General features: G+C 46.5%; 20 protein-coding genes. 5 read left to right on the top strand and 15 right to left on the bottom strand.

Annotation, left to right across the window (positions count from 1 at the left end):
- Nucleotides 1-43: 43 nt before the first annotated feature.
- From NHN17_RS17415 to NHN17_RS17375, 9 genes are all read right to left on the bottom strand, one after another.
- On the bottom strand, nt 44-1081 hold the full coding sequence (locus NHN17_RS17415) for an aldose epimerase family protein (protein WP_255043930.1): 1038 nt from the start codon (nt 1079-1081) through the stop codon (nt 44-46).
- Nucleotides 1082-1103: 22 nt separating this feature from the next.
- Nucleotides 1104-2066: a D-2-hydroxyacid dehydrogenase gene (locus tag NHN17_RS17410; RefSeq protein ID WP_255043929.1), complete on the bottom strand. Its 963-nt coding sequence runs from the start codon at nt 2064-2066 to the stop codon at nt 1104-1106.
- Nucleotides 2067-2078: 12 nt separating this feature from the next.
- On the bottom strand, nt 2079-3614 hold the full coding sequence (locus NHN17_RS17405; protein WP_255043928.1) for a tripartite tricarboxylate transporter permease: 1536 nt from the start codon (nt 3612-3614) through the stop codon (nt 2079-2081).
- A 13-nt stretch (nt 3615-3627) separates the two neighbouring features.
- A complete protein-coding gene (locus NHN17_RS17400; protein WP_255043927.1) occupies nt 3628-4494 on the bottom strand; it encodes a hypothetical protein in 867 nt (288 codons plus the stop codon).
- A gap of 96 nt (nt 4495-4590) precedes the next feature.
- Nucleotides 4591-5601, bottom strand: a complete 1011-nt coding sequence (locus NHN17_RS17395) for a tripartite tricarboxylate transporter substrate binding protein (protein WP_255043926.1) — start codon at nt 5599-5601, stop codon at nt 4591-4593.
- A gap of 81 nt (nt 5602-5682) precedes the next feature.
- A complete protein-coding gene (locus tag NHN17_RS17390; protein WP_255043925.1) occupies nt 5683-6651 on the bottom strand; it encodes a sugar phosphate isomerase/epimerase family protein in 969 nt (322 codons plus the stop codon).
- Nucleotides 6644-6943 carry a transketolase C-terminal domain-containing protein gene (locus NHN17_RS17385; protein ID WP_255043924.1) on the bottom strand — a complete coding sequence of 100 codons (300 nt, stop codon included), beginning with the start codon at nt 6941-6943 and terminating at the stop codon, nt 6644-6646. The genes NHN17_RS17390 and NHN17_RS17385 overlap by 8 nt, the downstream gene beginning before the upstream one ends.
- On the bottom strand, nt 6903-7109 hold the full coding sequence (locus NHN17_RS17380) for a thiamine pyrophosphate-binding protein (RefSeq protein WP_255043923.1): 207 nt from the start codon (nt 7107-7109) through the stop codon (nt 6903-6905). Before NHN17_RS17380 ends, NHN17_RS17385 begins: the two co-directional genes overlap by 41 nt.
- A 59-nt stretch (nt 7110-7168) precedes the next feature.
- Nucleotides 7169-7822 carry a GntR family transcriptional regulator gene (locus tag NHN17_RS17375; protein WP_255043922.1) on the bottom strand — a complete coding sequence of 218 codons (654 nt, stop codon included), beginning with the start codon at nt 7820-7822 and terminating at the stop codon, nt 7169-7171.
- Between the two features lie 431 nt (nt 7823-8253).
- On the opposite strand from NHN17_RS17375, the gene NHN17_RS17370 reads away from it, so the two are divergent.
- The 5 genes from NHN17_RS17370 (at nt 8254) to NHN17_RS17350 (ending at nt 12255) form a co-directional block, all read left to right on the top strand.
- Complete coding sequence (locus NHN17_RS17370; RefSeq protein WP_255043921.1) at nt 8254-8709, top strand: RpiB/LacA/LacB family sugar-phosphate isomerase; 456 nt, start codon at nt 8254-8256, stop codon at nt 8707-8709.
- An 8-nt stretch (nt 8710-8717) separates the two neighbouring features.
- Nucleotides 8718-9716, top strand: a complete 999-nt coding sequence (locus NHN17_RS17365; RefSeq protein ID WP_255043920.1) for a dihydroxyacetone kinase subunit DhaK — start codon at nt 8718-8720, stop codon at nt 9714-9716.
- Nucleotides 9716-10354, top strand: coding sequence for a dihydroxyacetone kinase subunit DhaL (gene dhaL, locus NHN17_RS17360; protein WP_255043919.1), 639 nt, complete (start codon nt 9716-9718; stop codon nt 10352-10354). Before NHN17_RS17365 ends, dhaL begins: the two co-directional genes overlap by 1 nt.
- A 56-nt stretch (nt 10355-10410) precedes the next feature.
- Nucleotides 10411-11271, top strand: a complete 861-nt coding sequence (locus NHN17_RS17355; RefSeq protein ID WP_255043918.1) for a sugar phosphate isomerase/epimerase family protein — start codon at nt 10411-10413, stop codon at nt 11269-11271.
- A 93-nt stretch (nt 11272-11364) separates the two neighbouring features.
- On the top strand, nt 11365-12255 hold the full coding sequence (locus tag NHN17_RS17350; RefSeq protein ID WP_255043917.1) for a LysR substrate-binding domain-containing protein: 891 nt from the start codon (nt 11365-11367) through the stop codon (nt 12253-12255).
- Nucleotides 12256-12392: 137 nt separating this feature from the next.
- On the opposite strand, the gene NHN17_RS17345 is transcribed toward NHN17_RS17350, so the two are convergent.
- The 6 genes from NHN17_RS17345 to NHN17_RS17320 form a co-directional block, all read right to left on the bottom strand.
- Nucleotides 12393-13364: a TAXI family TRAP transporter solute-binding subunit gene (locus tag NHN17_RS17345; RefSeq protein ID WP_255043915.1), complete on the bottom strand. Its 972-nt coding sequence runs from the start codon at nt 13362-13364 to the stop codon at nt 12393-12395.
- Nucleotides 13365-13424: 60 nt separating this feature from the next.
- A complete protein-coding gene (locus NHN17_RS17340) occupies nt 13425-14261 on the bottom strand; it encodes a beta-keto acid cleavage family enzyme (RefSeq protein WP_255043913.1) in 837 nt (278 codons plus the stop codon).
- A 46-nt stretch (nt 14262-14307) separates the two neighbouring features.
- A complete protein-coding gene (locus NHN17_RS17335; RefSeq protein WP_255043911.1) occupies nt 14308-15639 on the bottom strand; it encodes an aspartate aminotransferase family protein in 1332 nt (443 codons plus the stop codon).
- Nucleotides 15640-15799: 160 nt separating this feature from the next.
- Nucleotides 15800-16921 (bottom strand): alanine dehydrogenase, encoded by a 1122-nt coding sequence (gene ald, locus NHN17_RS17330; RefSeq protein ID WP_255043910.1) that lies wholly within the window; start codon nt 16919-16921, stop codon nt 15800-15802.
- A gap of 12 nt (nt 16922-16933) precedes the next feature.
- A complete protein-coding gene (locus NHN17_RS17325) occupies nt 16934-17710 on the bottom strand; it encodes an SDR family NAD(P)-dependent oxidoreductase (RefSeq protein ID WP_255043909.1) in 777 nt (258 codons plus the stop codon).
- A 14-nt stretch (nt 17711-17724) separates the two neighbouring features.
- Nucleotides 17725-18474: a TSUP family transporter gene (locus tag NHN17_RS17320; protein WP_255043907.1), complete on the bottom strand. Its 750-nt coding sequence runs from the start codon at nt 18472-18474 to the stop codon at nt 17725-17727.
- Between the last annotated feature and the right edge of the window lie 67 nt (nt 18475-18541).

Here is an 18541-nt window from a genome sequence, read left to right as displayed (position 1 = left end):
ATTTATTCAGGTATTCAAACAGCACCGATGCCTCAACGTTTACTTAAATTAGCTGAGGCTCGGTGGTAATCAGGTAGTTCTTTGACGGGTCGATGACGGTGCAAGGAAAGTTAGCCTCATTGATACCATTCACGAAACCTTTCGGTTCGAGACAAAGGCCGGCATACCTTGGATAATGAACATCTTCCTTGCCATCAACACCGTCCAAGTTGTGGCCATTGTAGAAATGCAGAGTTTTTTCATTCGAGAAGATAGTTAATACTCGCCCATCACCTTCTAAGCGGGCCATTTTTTTGAGCTGCCCTGTTTCATGTTCTGAATGGTTGAATACATAAGAGTGGTTGATTTCTAATCCTCTTTCCACGTCACCATTAAGGCGCTTCGGCTTTTGGAAACAGAAATCGGACCGATCTAGTGCGATAATATTACCATTTGGTATCCGGTCTTCTTTCTGCTCCAATAGTTTATTCGCAAAGATCGTAAGCTTATGATTTTTAATTGAACCAGCCTGATGTCCATACAGGTTGAAATAGCTATGGGCCGTAATGTTGACGGGAGTTACCCCATCAGCATAAGCGTTGAACTTTAACGCTAATGTGTTGCTGTTGGACAGTGTATAAGTAGCTAGCACGACGATGTTGTGCTGAAACCCTTCTTCACCATCGGCATCAAGTAGTTTGAAGGTGATAGAGGTCTCACTGTTTTTCTGCTCGGTCTCAGTTTCCTTCCATACACGGCGATGGTAGCCAAATCGACCACCATGAACGCAATGTTTACCCTGGTAGGCGTTACCATCTACTTTGATGGTTTCGCCTTGGAGTTCAAACTGTGCACCTTCAATACGGTTTGCAACCCGGCCAATCAATGCTCCAAAGTAGTGAGAGTATTTGATGTAGGGAGGGAGGCTGTCAAACCCCAGTACCACGTCGGCTATTTCGCCATCGGCGTTTGGTACATTGAGCTGGGTAATGATCCCCCCAAGTTCCAAAATAGACACCGACATACCATTATCATTAGACAGTGTTATCTGATTGACACTCTGATTATAAAAAGTGCCAAAAGCTAAACGTTCAATGTGCATTGCTTGGCCTCAATCTGTTTTATCAGACGGTATTTTGCGGTGTCCCATTAAGGAAGGAGCGGATATTGTCCGCAACCATATTCATTATGCGCTGGCGAGCGTCAAGCGTTGCCCAGGCAATATGTGGGGTAATAGTGCAGTTTTTAGCGGTTAATAACGGATTGTCCGCCCTAGGTGGCTCTTGCCAAAGAGTGTCGAGGGCTGCACCAGCAATTCTGCCTACGTTGAGTGCATCTGCCAGTTCCTCTTCAACCACAAGTTGCCCACGGGAAGTATTGATAAGGAAGGCTGTCGGTTTCATCAGCTCGAATTTTTGTGCATTCATCAAATTCATCGTTGCGGGTAGGGCAGGACAATGTAATGAAACAAAATCCGCTTGAGCCAGTACTGAGTCAAGATCCAGCATGGTGTGCTGATAGTTTGGCAATGATTGCGCGTACTCATCGTGTGCCAGCACCTTCATTTTAAATGCTGTAGCTATCTCACCGACTCGCTGGCCGATGTTGCCAAAACCAATAATCCCAATGGTTTTCCCTGCCAGTTCAATCTGAGGGTTTAGCCAATAGGTCCAATCGACATTATTTGTCCAGCCGAGCTCATCTCGTACATTATCGCTGTTTGTTGCCACATTACGGGCAAGGTGCGTGATATGGGCGAATACCATTTCAGCAACGGTATCAGTGCCATAGACGGGCACATTCATCACTGGGATCTGTTTTGCTTTCGCGTAATCGACATCCACCACATTGTAACCCGTTGCCAGCACTGCGATACATTCAAGACTCGGGCAGCAGTCAATTATCTCCTGAGTGATCGGTGTTTTGTTCGTGATCAGAATGTGGGCAGTTTTTGCTCGCTCAATGATTTGCTCTGGTCCGTCAGTCGAGCGGTCGTAGCAAGTGAAGTTGCCCTGATTGGCAATAGGATCCCAGGGGTTATCCCCTGGGTTAAGGGTATATCCATCAAGGCATACAATTGTTTTCATCACAATTCCTTTTTAAGATGACGAAGTTGCTAGCTTGTTTTTGACATTGGAGAAAAGGCTACGCATTGCTTTATTCACCGCTGGGATCTGGCTGCAGATAATCATAGTAATAAGACATACTAGGATGAACGAGATTGGTCGCTCAATCATTGGCATTAAGCTGCCGCCTGTTGTTTTAAGCCCTGTGCGTAGTGACGTATCAGCCATCGGCCCTAATATCACCCCGATGACTAATGGCGCTATGGGGACATGCAATTTCATAAAGAAGTAGGAGATGATGCCGATCCCCCCCATTAGATAAAGGTTAAATACTCGCATGCCTAAAGCGAACGAACCGATCACACATAACACCGCAATCAAAGGCATGAAGAGTGTTTGAGGGATACGTAAAATGTGCACTACTTGCTTAGATAGGATCATGCCGCAAACCCACATTGCAAGCGCAGCTGCAAATAAAATCGCCGTGACTTGAGGAATAAAGTCGGGGTTAGTTTTTAACAGCATCGGCCCCGGAGCGACATTGTGCAGCATGAGGGCACCAAGCAGCATAACCGCAGGTGGTGAACCTGGGATACCTAGGCTAAGAAGTGGGATCATTGCCCCCCCAACACACGCTTGGTTCGCAACCGATGTCGAGATCACACCTTCAGGTGCGCCTTTGCCAAAGGTTTCTGGTTTTTTGCTGGTTTTTCTGGCGATACCGTAAGCGACCCATGATGCAATATCTTCACCGATACCTGGAACGGCACCGATACCAACCCCCGTGAGCGCCGAACTGCCGATCAAACGGGAGTTCTTAAACATGGTTTTCATATCCGGTATCAGTTTGCCAATCGATTTAGCGTTCATCGACTTCATTTTCAATTTGGATTCCAGTACAGACATGATCTGCGGAATGCCAAACGCCCCAATCAGAACTGGCACGACATCGATACCGTTGTCCAATTCATGCATACCCATCGTAAATCGAGGGTACATTTGCATATGGTCTTGCCCAATGGTTGACAACCAGATACCAAATAATCCCGCGATCCAACCTTTTACCGCCAATTCAGGTGATGTAAGGCTACCACTGATCAGGATGCCAAATAGGGCAAGCAGGAAGTATTCATAGGAGGTAAATTGCAGTGCAGCTTTGGCAATCATCGGTGAAAGCAGTGCGACAAACACCATGCCTATAGCTGAGCCGATCAAAGACGATGTCGTTGCAAGACCGAATGCCCGCCCAGTTTGGCCCTTTTGTGCCATTGGGTAGCCGTCCATAGCCGTTGCCGCTGAGGCCGCCGTCCCTGGAATATTCAGTAGGATTGAGGTGTACATTCCCCCATAGACACCACCAACATAAATAGAAAGCAATGCCAGCAGAGCTGTTTGATTATCCAGCCCATAGGTTAAGGTTGTTAGCAGTGCGACACCGAGAGTGGCCGTCAAGCCAGGCATTGCACCAAAGATAATTCCCAAGAAGGTACTACCCACAAGGATCAGTATCAGCAACGGAGAGGTGAAAATATGCCAAAACATACTTCCGAATACAGATAAAATGTCCATATATTAGTCCCTATTAAAATGCATCTTCGAGTAAAGACAACTGCTCATCAGAGAGATCCATTTCTACTTTTGTCTTCCCGGTGGAAATATAGGTGTAGTAGGTATGGTTGAATAATTGTTCAACAACTAGACCTTCTTTCGGTAGGGGCACCAACAAGAAATAACGAAAAATTGGACACAATATTGCTGGAAAAATAATGGCAATCAGTGTCATCCTGCGTACTTTTTGTATTAGCTCTGGGTTTGTTTTTTTTGCGCCATTATACATAGCAACAATCAGGGCAATTGCTGTAACCACTAACAGTAGATCTGTGGTAAATGGATATGCACTGTTCACGGCTTTATCGAGGCCAGTCATAAAAATGACAATAGAGACAGTGACAACACTGTAGTAAATCTTGAGTATTTTTTTCGAAATCGCAGGCTGATCCAGGTAATAAATACCGATATAAAGGAGAAGAAATACTGCTGAAGCGAGAAAAAAGTCATACCAAGTGATCAGCACATAGATATAGCTAAGGATCCCCCCTGCCGATACGAGGAACCCCGTTGGATTGATCTCTTTGAAATATTGAACAAACCGTTCCCGGCCCCGTTCATTTTTACTCTGCATAAACACAGACAAGCCTGCAGCAAACAGCGAGCAACCGATAAACAGCGGCAGAAGGCCCGGTGATTCATACCATTCGGTAGTAACACCACCAACGGTACCGGAAAAAGGCATGGTCAATGAGGTCGCTATGACACCAAGTGAAAACAGCATAACAATAAGGGAGAACGCAAAGTCCCATCCATGCATTTTTTCCTGTTCCAACGTTTGAGCTGCTAATTTGTCTTCATCTACTTTTTCGTCTTTTGAGTGCATGGTTGCGCTAGTCATGATGACCCCCAATAAGAGAAGTTAAATGGGATAGTTAAGCGTGAAGGGAGCCCTGGCTGGATTGACCATTGGGCTCCGGTTTCAAGCTCAGGTGTGTTACTCAGGGCGAGGAATACCCAGTGATTCAGGGTTTACTTTGGCTGCCTCTAGCTCCCACAGTGTCCAGCTAAAAAGTGATTCCAGTCGAGCCATACGCGCGTTTGCTGTCTTACCAAATTCACCTAGGATCTGGTAATGGTTTTCATTGGCGTAGTTTTTGATTTCATCACTTTGCATCGCTGAGGCGAAGGCTTTGGCAACCTTCATCTTAATTTCTTTCGGGGTTTCTTTTTTCATGGCGAAGCCGATCGCTTGCGAGATTGGCAAGTGTTGAGTCAATGCTGGATAGGTTTCCAAGCCAGAAGGAATAGTAATATCGCCTACTGTAAATGGTTCTTCAGTTAAAGTGGCAAGCGCTTTAAAATCACCAGATTGGATTAACTGATTTTGTTCGGCAACCGAAGTGATAACCACATCAACTTCACCACTCAGTGTCGCATTTTGACTATTTGATGAGCCCGGGTAGGGAATAAAGTTCATTTCAGCATCAATACCTTTCGCAAAAGCAAGGTAGTTAATGTGGTGCAGTGAACCGGCAGACCCTGCACCGACTCTCAGTTTGTTCGGGTTTTTCTTGGCATACTCAACCAATTCTTCGATGGTATTGAACTGAGACTTTCGGGACACGGAAATAACGTCAGGTGAACTAGCAACAATAAAGTAATCGAAAACATCCATGCGGTTATCCCAGCCACCCATAACGGCAGCGGCGACATTGGACTCAGAAAGGCCGACAAAGGTATAGCCATCGGCTTTGGCCCCGTAACCTTCCAATAGCCCGACAGAGCCAGAGACACCCCCAGGTTTATTAATGACGTTAATATTGGTACCTAGATATTTTGCCATGGATGCCGTTGTCACGCGGTTGATGACGTCTGTGCCGCCACCTGCAGACCAAGTCACCACATCGGTGATGTTACGGCTGGGGTAGCGTTCCGACGCGACAGCGACGTTAGATAACAAGGCAGCAGCCAGTGCCGCTCCGGCAAGTAAGGTTATTCTTTTCATGTTGTGTACCTTTTATTATATGTTTGTAGGGTATGCGGTTAACTTAACAATTTGTTATTGAACGATTTGTAGAGGAAGTCACTAAAACTTCATAAAGTAACTTTGCAGGTCTGCCCAGATATCCATGTATTCCTTTTTGTGGAGACTTTCTTCGAAATTGGACATACCGATTTCGTCTATGCGGGCAGAAATTCGATTGGTCATATTGACGTTAGCTTCAAACATCTTGACGATGTCCCAGCGGGTAGGGGAGGTATCTGAGGTCAGCCATCCCTGATAATTGAATTTTTTTAGATAATAGATAAATTCGATATATTGCATCAGGCTGCGACTTCCACAGAAGTAATCCCAGTCCCACTTACCATCGTTATCGTTAATATGGATGTAGTACTTCACATCCAGGGCGTTCAGTAGTGCTAACTCTTCCGCTGGATTGTTGTCACCATATAAAGAATGGCCGTAGTCCAGAGTGACGCCGATATTCGGGTTGCCAATATCTTTAATCAGGCAAATGGTTTTCGCTGCATTATCTAGGTAACAACGACCTCGCACTTCATTTGGCTTGAATTCAATAAACAGCGGTATCTCCGGTTTATATTCACCTGCCGCTGCGAAGGTTTCGCACAGGCGTTGCCAGGTTTCTGTGTAATCGGCCTGAAATGAGAATTCATAACCATCACTTAGCGGGCAGCATTGAACCTTGTCTGCACCAACGGCTTGTGCAAAATCTTTTGCTTCTTTGATAAAGCTTACCGCTCTTTCTCGTACGGCTTTGTCTGGCGAGGTTAGCCCGCCTGATTTAAATTCAGGTTCAACTTTGACGTTGACATTAATGCAGGCAACCTTGATGTCATATTTAGCCAGCAGTAACTTGACTTCACTGAGGTTGTCGAAATTCACTTCGTAAGGGTAGACAAGCTCAGCACCTGTCATTCCTTCGATCATGCGTAGGGTCTGGAATTTTTGTTCCAGTGTTTTGGGTTCGTTGTATTCTGAAAAACGATCCTTGGTTTGCCCCAAGAATGGGGTGATTACTGCATGCTTAAACATTGGTAACTCCCTGTGCTTGTTGATGTGCAGGTTGATTGGTGAATTTCTGGCTCGCTGACTTAACAAGCATCGCGCTTGCTGCGTCGATAATGTGTTTGGCGGATAGGCCGTACTTATCAAGTAACATCGGGTAGGCGCCAGACTCTGCAAACGTGTCATTTAGACCAATATGATCAAACCTTGCGCTGATGCCTGCTTTAGCCATTCGTGTTGCAATCTCATATGCCATGCCATTGCGCTGTTGATGGCCCTCAGCAACGATAACGCGTCCGGTTTTCTTTGTGCGGGTCATTGGGGTCTAGATTTTCCATCTCTGAAAAATACAGCGTTGTTACTATTTCAGCAGCTGAAAAGGAACCGCCAATATGACCTGACTGGGCCTTATAAACCATATCCAAAATATCAAGACGAATATTTCGGGTAAGTTCATAAAGCTCTGCCACACTTTTTTTAGGCATAGCAGTGCCCTCCTTAATTAAATAAGTGATGAAGTTTTCTTAAATCTAGCTATTTAACGTTAGCTATCTAGGAAGTGATAATTATCTAAAAAACCAATAAACTGTTTTGATACTTCTCGCCAGTGTTCTAAGTGCATTTTTCTAGCGCCGAGAGCATCACCTTTTTCAATCGCATCAACCAACTTATTATGCTCAGCAATTGAATCCCAAGGTAAAGGACGAAGTTTAATCACTATATCTTTACATCTTTTATTCTGTTCGTTGTATTTTTTGGCTGTTTCTATTAGCCTTGAATTTCCAGTGTATTCAAATATTTCTTCATGGAACTGCCGGTCATAATCGGCCCATAAAAAGATGTCATCTTTTTCTAGAGCCACATTCATAAGCTTTGTGTACTCTCTTAACGTGTTAATTTGCGCGTCACTAAGCTGGTGTTGAATACATAACTCAATCGCTGTTACTTCCAGATGAGCAATGAGTTCATACAACTCTTGTAAGTCTTTCTTGGACAATGCACAGATGCGTAATCCGTGTCTTGGGTGCAGTTTTATCAACCCATCAGCTTGCAGCCTCAGCAGGGCTTCACGAACCGGCGTTCGGCTGAAACCACATATTTCAACAGCATCTTCAACGAGAAGTTGTTGGCTGATTCTAAATTCATTGTTAAGAATCATAGTCTTAAGCTTTTGGTATGCTTGCTCGGATAACTTCATCGTCCTTTGACCTTTTCCGTATGCGTCCTTGTTTAGCTCCATTATAAGCATGTTCTTATGACTCATACGCTAAAAAATTTCTTAATTAATTTTTTATGTTGAGGGCAGTATAGGTGAGTTGAACTGATTAAAATTTGAACTCAATCACGCAACAACACGTTTTTATAATAAACAGTAACGTACAAAAAAAGTACGTTACTGTTTTAATTAAAAACACCAATAAATAATAAATAAATATTGCTTCTAGTTTTTATTTAAATGTTTAATTTTTTTGGTTTTTTATTAGATTCTTACTTTTTAATTTTCATGGTGATGTGGATATTTCGTGATATATGTCAAATAGAGCGATGGATTAATTAGATTATTATTTGTTTATGCCTTAGCGTAAATATAAATCAAATGTTGTTTGTTTACCTGATGTGGAGCTTGTTATGAACATTGCAATAGGCTGCGATGACGCAGCGGTAGAATTTAAAAATATACTAAAGGATTACCTTGTTTCACTCGGTTATGAATATACAGATTATAGTGAAGCCCCTAAACATAGTTCTAATTTATATGCGGATGTTGCTGAGAGGGTTGCACGTGCTGTCGCTAGTAATAAACATGAACGAGGGCTTATTGTGTGTGGCACCGGTATAGGTGTTTCTATTATGGCCAATAAAGTACCAGGTATTCGTGCTGCTCTTTGTCATGACGTTTTTTCTGCCGTTAGGGCAAGAAAGAGCAATGGTGCTCAAATTATAACAATGGGATCACGAGTGATTGGACCGGAGTTAGCTAAAACGGTGCTGAAAAGCTGGTTGGATGCTGATCAAATTGATGAGTCATCACTACCTAAAGTCCAACGTATCATGGAATTGGAAGATGCCATTCAGCTCGGATAGGAGGCAACATGAGAAAGCCCAAGAAGTTATTAAATAACCCTGATGCCGTAGCCCGAGAGCAGTTTGAGGGTTTTATGGCAGCCGTCGATCATTTGGAGCCGGTTGGTTCGTATACTGCGGCCTTTCGCAAAGATTTTTGTTCGGACAAGGTGGCTATTGTGACAGGTGGCGGTGCTGGTCACGAGCCTATGTACGGTGGTTATGTGGGGGCCGGATTGGCTGATGCCGTGGCTATTGGGGATGTGTTTGCCGCCCCGTCTCCGGATGTCATTATTGAAACCTGCTCGGCATTGAATCCGAACAAAGGTGTGATTTTTGTCTACGGAAATTATGCTGGTGACAATATGAATTTTGATATCGCAGCGGAGCTGCTGGAAGACGACGATATCAAGTCTCATACGGTTCGTATTAATGATGACGTAATTTCAGCGCCTAAATCGAACAGTGTTGAGCGGCGGGGCATTGCTGGAGCGTTATATGTTCTGAAGGCGGCAGGTGCAGCCGCAGATATGTACCATGAATTTGATGATGTTGTTGCCGCAACAGAAAAAGCCTTGAAACACACGGCTTCAGTTGGTGTTGCTCTTGGTCCTTGCGCTATTCCGAGAAATGATACTTTCAACTTCGAGATTGCCGATGATGAAATTGAAATCGGAATGGGGTTGCATGGTGAGCCCGGTGTTGGCAAATCTAAGTTAGGTACTGCTGATGAAACCGTCTCGACATTGATGGATAAATTACACAAAGATCTGGATTTGCACGCTGGCGATGAAGTATGTGTATTGGTGAATAACCTCGGCGCATCTACCCAGATGGAACTTCTGATTGCGAATCGGGCTGTTAACAACTATTTGAACGATAATGGGATTGCTGTATACGATTGCTTGGTTGGCAATTATTGTACATCGCTTGAGATGTCAGGGTATTCCATCTCCCTTTTTAAATTAGACGAACAACTTAAGTGCCTGTATGACGCTTCGTGCCATTCTTTTGCCCTGAGGAAATAATGATGAATACACGTGAAACGATTGAGATGATGCAATTGGTTGCCAAGGGGATGGTGGCAAATGAACCTGCACTGACAAAGTATGACCAGGCTATCGGTGATGGTGATCATGGCTTAGGCATTGAACGCGGTTTTTCTCAGGTTGCTTCTTACCTGAGTGACGATTTCTCTGCGCGTGATGTGGGTGATGTCATGACTAAAGTCGGCACAAAACTGATGTCAACCATGGGGGGGGCCTCCGGTGCGATATTTGGTACTTTGTTCAGGGCTGGCGGGAAGGCTATCGCGGGCGAAAAGCAATTAACGTCATCTGTATTTGCGCGCTTCCTAGACGCAGGGCTTGAAGGGATCTATAAGCGAGGTGGGGCAAGTGAGGGGGCCAAAACGATGATTGATGCTTTGGCGCCCGCCATGCGACGTGCCTATCAGCTTGCTGATGTCGACTTCAGACAAGCGATTGCTGAAGTGGCAGAAGCCGCTGAACAGGGTGTCGAAAGAACAAAAGAAATGATTGCTACCACGGGGAAAGCGAAAACGCTAGGCGAGCGTTCGCTTGGGCATCCTGATCCTGGCGCTATTTCCATGTCTTTGCTCCTAAAATTTATGGCCAAGTATGCTTGTACTGAGGTCGTGGCATGAAAAAGGTATGTTGGGCTAAGCAGGGCGCTAGAGCCTATTGTGAGTAGAGGTATATTGTGAAAAATAACTTTTCTATCAGTACGGTTGCTTATGCCGGGCACAGTATCGAATCTGCACTTGACTCAATTTGCTCGCTGGATGTTTACAATGTTGAGTTAGCCCTGATTCAAGGGGCTATATATGATTTGGATGAGGAGGGTGTTAGCGAGTCTAATGTCAGGCATATTCGTGATTTACTTAACCGACGGCATATGAGCTGTACCTCATTAGCGGCACACTGTCATATGACGCTGGATAATTGCGATGAGCGGCTACTCAAGAGGATCAACCTTGCTAGCATCCTCGATTGTCAGCGATTAATTATATATGCACCGCGAAATGGCAATTTAAGCCAGTTTCAGCGAGCCGCAAGTCGGGCCATTGCTCGCGCGGAGGCGTTAGAGATAAAGATCTTGATTGAAAATGTCGGTGATCAGCAGCCATATATGCTCAATGACTCGAGCGATTTTGAACCGGTAATTAATGAGTTTAATTCAGAGGCTTTGGGGATCAACTTTGATCCCGGTAACCTCGCTTCACACCGACCAGAGAATGATTTGTTCCAGTGTGCAGTGCGAAGTTTGGATGTCGCTGAACATATTCATATCAAGGATCTTGTGTTTGATGGCAATAGCTACCAATTCTGTGCTGTTGGTGATGGGATCTGCCGTTATCAAGCGTTGTTCAGGCATGTATCTAAACATAATAGTATGCCGTTTTTCAGCATTGAAGCTCCCTTTGCCATGATACGGAAGGCGGATGGCCGTGCAGTGCTTAAGCCTAAGAGTGAAGTACTTTCATTAGAGGAGATTAATGCCAAATTAAGGGCATCTGTTCAACTGATAATGGAACTCTATCGGCCAACGAACGTTTCGTGAGTCCATCTGCAATTGTCACTCTACCTAACAATTGCCTATTGCTTCTATAACACATAGATTAATACTTGGAGCTAAGGGAATAGGAATAGGGTTGTGCTAAATATGCAGGAGCTTCCTTCTATAAGGGCGCTCAGAACGTTCATCGCTGTGGCTAATCATTTGAGTTTTTCAAAAGCAGCCAAAGAGCTGTCAGTTACCCAGGGGGCTGTCAGTAAGCAGATATCTCATCTGGAGCAGCAGCTAGGGCAGCCATTGTTCGAACGCCACCTCAATGGAATTCGGCTCTCAAGTGTCGGCTTGCGGTATTTGCCACAAATTGCTGAAACCCTAGAAGCCTTACAAAATGCCACGGCCAGTTTGCGTCAGCTCGATCAAGTCGACGAGGTGCTGACGGTGAATGTGACCCCGTCCTTTGCTAGCCTTTGGCTGATCCCGCTCATTAACCGTTTTGCTGAAGCCTTTCCCAATATTCAGGTTCAGCTGAAAACGGGCGATGGGCCAGTGCAAGATATCAGCAATGAAAATGATATTGTTATTCGGTGTTTACCGCTGGCAAAATATTATGAAAATGCCACGTTGCTGTGCCGGGAAAACCTTCGCTTGGTTGCCTCGGCTGAGTTACTTAGGAAAACGCCGATTCGACATAGCGATGACTTGGCAAAACATGTTTTTCTCCCCCAAGTGACACGGCCGCAGTTGTGGGAGCAATTTAAAACCCACCACGATATTGAGTTTCCTATGGCGTTTTATGGTGTGGGGTTCGAGCACTTCTATATGTCTCTCGCTGCGGTGGAATGTCAACAGGGTTTGGCGTTACTGCCTGATTTTATGGTCGAGGGTTTAATTGCTAAACGAGAGTTATTCAATCCGCTTAACATAACGATGGAAAGCCACTACGGTTATTACATTATTGTGCCTAACTATAAACGTCATGCTCGGAAGGTGTGTGTCTTCAATCAGTGGATCGGTGAGATGTTGTCTTAAGGGTTAGTGTTAAGGCATACCTAACGTTAAGACAGATACCTACCACTATGGCTTGGCTTATTGGCTTGTCGCTAAACAACAAAGAGCGCATATGCGCTCTTTGTTGTATTTGCCGTTTGATATTACTGACGGTGTGGTTACATCAAGCCGACTTCTTTGTAGTATTTCGCTGCACCCGGATGAATCGGTGCAGACAGGCCGTCTCTGATCATCTCTTCTTTTTTCAAATGAGCAAAAGCTGGGTGAAGTTTCTTGAAGTCATCGAAGTTTTCAAATACGGACTTAACGATGTTGTACACCACGTCATCTGGCACAGAGGTAGAAGAAACAAATGTGGCACCGACACCAAAGGTGGTGACATCAATGGCGTTACCTTTGTACATACCGCCAGGTACTGTCGCAACGCGGTAGAAGCTGTTGTCTTCAATCAGCTTATTCACCTTCTCACCGGCAACGGTGATGATTTTGCTATCACAAGACGTGGTTGCTTCCTTGATTGCCCCACTCGGGTGACCCACGGTGTAGATCATGGCATCGATCTTGTTGTCACAAAGTGCTTTTGACTGCTCCGAGGCTTTTAACTCTGATGCCAGTTTAAAGTCTTCCATGGTCCAGTCATACCTTTCCATTAGTACTTCCATAGTACCGCGCTGACCTGAACCTGGGTTACCAATATTGACGCGTTTGCCCTTGAGATCTTCAAACGTTTTGATTCCAGAGTCGGCACGGGCAACGATAGTAAACGGTTCGGGATGGATGGAGAATACAGCGCGCAGATCTTTGAACGCACCATTATCGGCAAATTTACTGGTGCCGTTGTAAGCATGATATTGCCAATCTGACTGGGCGATACCCAAATCGAGTTCACCCGCTCGAATGGTATTGATGTTGTATATGGAGCCACCGGTACTTTCTACTGAGCAGCGAATATTGTGTTCTTTTCTGTTTTTATTGACCAAGCGGCAAATTGCCCCGCCTGTTGGGTAGTAAACCCCAGTTACACCACCGGTTCCAATGGTGACAAAGCGGCTTTCAGCAACGGAAAGTGAAGATGCACCGAGCAGCACTGCGGCACCGGTGATAGCAAAAAGCTTGTTGATAGATCCCATAGAAGTCCCTTCTTAATGAGTTTTACGCAATAAAGCAAAGCCAATGGATACGGCGTCTGGCTAAGCGGTGAGGAGCTGGCGAAAACGGTCAGCATCAAGGGTTGCCAAACCAAGTTGTTTGGCTGTATCGGCAAGCTTAGCCACTTGTTGTGCATTGCTTGAGGCTAATGTACCTTGATGATTAACATGGTTATTTTCAAAGCCAACTCGAATATCTCCACCCATAATCATAGACCCTGTTAGGCAAAGGTGTTCATATTTTCCAAATGCACAGAGTGCCCAACGCTTGTTATGATAAAAAAGCCGTTGTTGCATGAAGGGTGATAGGTCTTGTGGGGTGGCGGTTTGGTGTTTGTCGTAACGACCTAATACCAACAATATGTGATGGTTATCTTGGGGTAAAATACCTTGCTCCAACAGCACAAAATAACGCGCTAAATCGTCCGGACTGTAGAGAATGTACTGGGCGATGCAGCCTTGTGCCGCGGTTGTATGAAAAAAGGTACTGGCTTTATCAAGGTAGCTATTGTCGGGGATCAGTTCGCTCAAGGCAAAGGAAGCGGCTTCCGGTTTGACTTCATTGATTAGGGCCATTTGTTGTTCGGGGGAATATTGCCCGACGGCTTCGGTAGTGAGCTGAACAATAATACTGCTTCCAACTCTTTCTTTGAGAGCATGGTATAAGAGGAGGTTATCTTCGATCTCTAATGAGTGCTTTCCACTATTATCCCGGGCATGAAGGTGTACCATGGCTGCGCCGGCGTCGCGGCAGGCGATCACTTCGTCAATGATTTCCTGATGAGATATCGGCAACGCAGGGTGATCAGCTTTGGTCTTTCTTGCCCCGTTGGGCGCGACAATAATTGCAGTTTGACCGATAGAGAGTCTGTTTTCCATCTGTTCAATTCCTGTTTTTTGATAGCCAATAACTAACAGTAAATAACTACATCCATTGTGCCGAAGCACTGAGCAGCGACACTTTTAATTTGCTAACCAACTCGTCCAATTGGCGCTCTTCGATGATAAAGGGCGGTGCCAGTAAAATATGGTGGCCGGTTATGCCGTCGATAGTTCCTGCCATGGGGTAGCACATCAGGCCATTTTTCATCGCCTCTGATTTAATGGCCTTGTGGGCCTGCGTTTTGCTCGGAAGTGGTGCCTTCGACAATTTATCGCTGACCAGCTCAATACCGATAAATAACCCTTTGCCGCGAATATCTCCGATATAAGGCAGTGGCCCCAACGCCTTATTGAGTTTTGACATTAGCTGCTCGCCACGTCGCTCAACGACACTGAGCAGGTCGTCGTCGATAATTGTATCGACAGTTGCGAGGGCTGCAGCACATGCCATTGGGTGGCACATAAAAGTATGACCGTGCTGAAAGAAGCCCGATCCTTCGGCGATCGCCGTGTAGATTTTGTCGTGGACGATGGCTGCACCTATTGGTTGGTAGCCAGCGCCGAGCCCTTTAGCGACAGTCACTATGTCAGGCACAATACCTTCCTGCTCGAAGGCGAAGAAACTGCCGGTACGCCCGATACCGCACATGACTTCATCAAGGATCAACAACACATCATAACGGTCGCATATTTCTCTGATCCTTTGGAAATAGCCCTCGGTAGCAGGAAGGGCACCGGCAGTGGCTCCGACTACGGGCTCGGCAATGAATGCCATGACGTTGCCTGCTCCAAGCTCAAGAATTTTGTGTTCCAGCTCATCAGCCACCCGGTGGCTATAGGCGAGCTCTGATTCGCCCTGTTGTTGATCCCGATAGGCGTAGCAAGGGGCAATATGGTGTGCGGCAGAGAGTATCGGTCTGAACGGCTCACGACGCCATTCATTGCCTCCGACCGAGAGCGCCCCCAAGGTATTGCCATGGTAACTTTGCCGCCGGGCAATGAACTGACTCTTTTGTGGTTTTCCCTTTTCGACGAAGTACTGACGGGCCATTTTCAATGCGGCTTCAACAGCTTCGGAGCCGCCACTGACAAAATAGGTATGGTTTAAAGCGTCTGGTGCAAGTTCAGCTAATCGTGTTGCTAGCCGCTCACTTTTATCGCTGGTGAAAAAGCCGGTGTGGGCATAGGGAATACTCTCAAGCTGTTCGGCAATAGCGACTTTTACCCGCTGATGGCTGTGGCCTAAGTTCGATACGGCAGCACCGCCACAGCCGTCGAGGTATTGCTTCCCTTCGCTATCGGTAAGGTATATCCCATCACCACTAACAACGGTCGGTAGCTGGGCATGGCAGTGACGATGGAAAACATGGGTCATTACTAGATTCCTTGCATATCAAAGGGTTGTTTGATTGTTGAACGAAACAGGACGGCGAGCAAACGAATAAAATGTTAGGGGTATGAGGAAAAGGAATAGGGCGCGGAATGTATCCGTTGGCCGATAAGCGTTGAGTGACTCGCTACCGGCCTTTTTTGTTTTAAGCGATCTCTAGTGCTTTATCCTGTGAGATAAAGGATAAATCGAGGCTTTTCGCAACACTTTCATTGGTAACCTTGCCATGGATGACATTAAGACCATTCTTGAGGTGCAGATCGGCCTGCAAAGCACGTTTGTAGCCAAGGTTTGCCAAGCGGAGAATGTATGGCAGGGTGGCATTATTGAGGGCAAAAGCGGAAGTCCGGGCCAAGGCGCCGGGCATATTACCGACACAATAGTGCACCACATCATCGACAATATAGGTTGGCGCATCATGAGTGGTGACTTTTGACGTTGCAAAACAGCCGCCTTGATCAATAGCGACATCAACCACCGCAGAGCCTGGGCGCATAGCTTGTATCATCGCTTCACTGACCAGTTTCGGTGCCGCAGCCCCTGGAATTAACACGCCGCCTATCACCAGATCTGCGCCGACCACTGCGTCTTCCAGGTTTTGTTGGTTGGAATAAACGGTTTTTACACTGGCCCCAAATTGAGCATTGAGTTTACGCAAGGTATCTATATTGTTATCCAGAATAGTCGTTTCAGCGCCTAGCCCAACAGCCATCTGTGCGGCATTAGAACCCACCACACCACCGCCAATAATACTCACTTTTGCCGGGGCGACACCCGCAACCCCGCCCAGCAATAGGCCCACCCCACCTTGGGATTTTTCTAGGCAAGCGGCACCAGCTTGTATCGACATCCGTCCTGCCACTTCCGACATAGGTGCCAGCAACGGTAGGCTGTTGTTAGGTCCGGTGACAGTTTCATAAGCAATACACACCGCTTCACTGGCAAGTAGATCTTCGGTTTGTGCCATATCGGGTGCAAGGTGAAGGTAGGTGAAGAGGAGCTGTCCGGCACGCAGCTTAGCGCGTTCTATCGCCAAAGGCTCTTTGACCTTGACGATCATGTCTGCCGTTGCAAAAACCGCATCGGCGTCAGGCAAGATTTCAGCGCCGGCTTGACGGTATTCTGCATCACTGCACCCGATACCAATCCCTGCCGTGGTTTCTATATACACGGTGTGGCCTTGGGCACAGACTTCACGGACGCTGGCTGGGGTCATGCCCACGCGGTATTCATGGACCTTAATTTCCTTAGGTACGCCAATTTTCATCGTTAACTCCTTTTATACAATGTCGAATTTATCTTGTTTGATCACCTTGAAGTTGTCCCATGCTTGCGAGGTCGGCATCACTTCAAGGCTGTTGATATTGATATGAGCTGGTTGCTCGGCGATCCAGCCAATGATCTCTGCAATATCTTCTGGTTGCAGCGGGTTAGCTTGTTCATAAATAGCGTTGTACTTGCCTTGGTCACCCTCGAACCTGACTAAGCTGAACTCACTTTCTGACAGGCCGGGTTCAAGGCTGGTAACACGTACCCCGGTGCCTGCGAAGTCACTGCGCAAGTTACGGCTGAACTGGGCGACAAAGGCTTTGCTGGCACCATAGACATGGCTGCCAGGATAGGCCCAGTTGGCTGCAATACTGGCGAGGTTAATGATGCTGGCTTTGGTTTGTTGCTTAAGAATTGGGAGTAAGGCATGGGTCACGTTGACTAAGCCGGTCACATTGGTATCGATCATGGTGTGCCAGTCACTTAGCTTGGCTTGATCTGCGGGTGAGGCTCCAAGTGCAAGGCCGGCGTTATTGACCAAGACTTCGATTTGGCGAAATGCTGGCGGTAAGTCAGTAATGACCTGCTGAATTTGCTGGGCATCCCTCACATCCATCTGAGCATGGTAAACACTTGTGTATTCTGACAACTCATCAGTAAGAGTACGTAAGCGTTCTTCGCGGCGGCCTGTAATGATCAGGGCGTAACCTTGGCGAGCAAAATGCCGGGCAGTGGCAAGCCCGAACCCGGACGTAGCACCAGTAATGAAGACGGTTGGTTGAGCCATGGTTAATCTCCTTATTAATCCCAAAGCAGCGGTAAGAATTGTCTGGTAATGGCACGAATTAACAACCAGCCAGAGAGTAACAGCAGTAAGTAATAAGCGCCGTGATGGGCAATCGCGATATGTTTACGGCGGAAAAGGTATTGGCCTACAGTAACCCCCACGACGGCAAGCAGGCCGGTGAAAAGTGGAGCCTCTGGTAGAAAATAAAACTGTTTCTCGACGGCATAGCCCAAGCTAACGGCAAGGCAGGTCGTGAGAAAAAAATAACTAATCAAGGTATCGCGCTGCTGGCTAACGGGTAGTCCGCTATAGCGCAAATGGATCACCACCGGCGCGCCACCTGCGGATACCGCGCTGGTTGTCCAGCCTGACATGATGCCGCAAAGCACTGGAGAGGCGAGGGCTTTACGTGCGATTGCATGATTGAATCTAGGCAGTAATGCCATGGCAAGGACTGTCGCAGGCACCAGTAGTTGCAGGCTTGTTTCCGGCAGCCAGTGCAACAGCGCAAGGCCGACTGGAACACCCGCAAATGTCGCCAGTAATATCCGGCGTAAGGCGCGAAAATCGGTACGATCCCAGCTGCTAGCCACCAGTGGTAGGCTGATGAGTAAATCAAGTAACAAGACCGCTGGAACGGTCTCGGCGACGGGGTAGTGTAGGGTCAGTACCAAAATCGCAATGGCAGAAAAACCGAATCCGGTATAGCCGCGGACGAAAGCAGCAAAAAACAGCGTTGCGGGTATAACAATAGAGATAATCACACTGCCTTCCTTGGTCTTTGCCGTTGAAACATAGCACTAGGTTACGGTTTGGCAGTGTGGTTGATTA

The organism is Photobacterium pectinilyticum, assembly GCF_024357955.1.
Classification (GTDB): Bacteria; Pseudomonadota; Gammaproteobacteria; order Enterobacterales; family Vibrionaceae; genus Photobacterium; species Photobacterium pectinilyticum.
Note: the sequence above shows the minus strand (reverse complement) of the source record. Positions and strands in the feature narration are given on the sequence as shown.

What these genes read in the sequence shown, in the direction of transcription:
- NHN17_RS17370 (WP_255043921.1), top strand. Translation starts at nt 8,254, where the DNA reads ATGAACATTGCAATAGGCTGCGATGACGCAGCGGTAGAATTTAAAAAT.
- NHN17_RS17375 (WP_255043922.1), bottom strand. Translation starts at nt 7,822, where the DNA reads ATGAAGTTATCCGAGCAAGCATACCAAAAGCTTAAGACTATGATTCTT.
- NHN17_RS17415 (WP_255043930.1), bottom strand. Translation starts at nt 1,081, where the DNA reads ATGCACATTGAACGTTTAGCTTTTGGCACTTTTTATAATCAGAGTGTC.
- NHN17_RS17390 (WP_255043925.1), bottom strand. Translation starts at nt 6,651, where the DNA reads ATGTTTAAGCATGCAGTAATCACCCCATTCTTGGGGCAAACCAAGGAT.
- NHN17_RS17335 (WP_255043911.1), bottom strand. Translation starts at nt 15,639, where the DNA reads ATGACCCATGTTTTCCATCGTCACTGCCATGCCCAGCTACCGACCGTT.
- NHN17_RS17340 (WP_255043913.1), bottom strand. Translation starts at nt 14,261, where the DNA reads ATGGAAAACAGACTCTCTATCGGTCAAACTGCAATTATTGTCGCGCCC.
- NHN17_RS17365 (WP_255043920.1), top strand. Translation starts at nt 8,718, where the DNA reads ATGAGAAAGCCCAAGAAGTTATTAAATAACCCTGATGCCGTAGCCCGA.
- ald (WP_255043910.1), bottom strand. Translation starts at nt 16,921, where the DNA reads ATGAAAATTGGCGTACCTAAGGAAATTAAGGTCCATGAATACCGCGTG.
- NHN17_RS17395 (WP_255043926.1), bottom strand. Translation starts at nt 5,601, where the DNA reads ATGAAAAGAATAACCTTACTTGCCGGAGCGGCACTGGCTGCTGCCTTG.
- NHN17_RS17385 (WP_255043924.1), bottom strand. Translation starts at nt 6,943, where the DNA reads ATGACCCGCACAAAGAAAACCGGACGCGTTATCGTTGCTGAGGGCCAT.
- NHN17_RS17325 (WP_255043909.1), bottom strand. Translation starts at nt 17,710, where the DNA reads ATGGCTCAACCAACCGTCTTCATTACTGGTGCTACGTCCGGGTTCGGG.
- NHN17_RS17410 (WP_255043929.1), bottom strand. Translation starts at nt 2,066, where the DNA reads ATGAAAACAATTGTATGCCTTGATGGATATACCCTTAACCCAGGGGAT.
- NHN17_RS17345 (WP_255043915.1), bottom strand. Translation starts at nt 13,364, where the DNA reads ATGGGATCTATCAACAAGCTTTTTGCTATCACCGGTGCCGCAGTGCTG.
- NHN17_RS17380 (WP_255043923.1), bottom strand. Translation starts at nt 7,109, where the DNA reads ATGCCTAAAAAAAGTGTGGCAGAGCTTTATGAACTTACCCGAAATATT.
- dhaL (WP_255043919.1), top strand. Translation starts at nt 9,716, where the DNA reads ATGATGAATACACGTGAAACGATTGAGATGATGCAATTGGTTGCCAAG.
- NHN17_RS17405 (WP_255043928.1), bottom strand. Translation starts at nt 3,614, where the DNA reads ATGGACATTTTATCTGTATTCGGAAGTATGTTTTGGCATATTTTCACC.
- NHN17_RS17400 (WP_255043927.1), bottom strand. Translation starts at nt 4,494, where the DNA reads ATGACTAGCGCAACCATGCACTCAAAAGACGAAAAAGTAGATGAAGAC.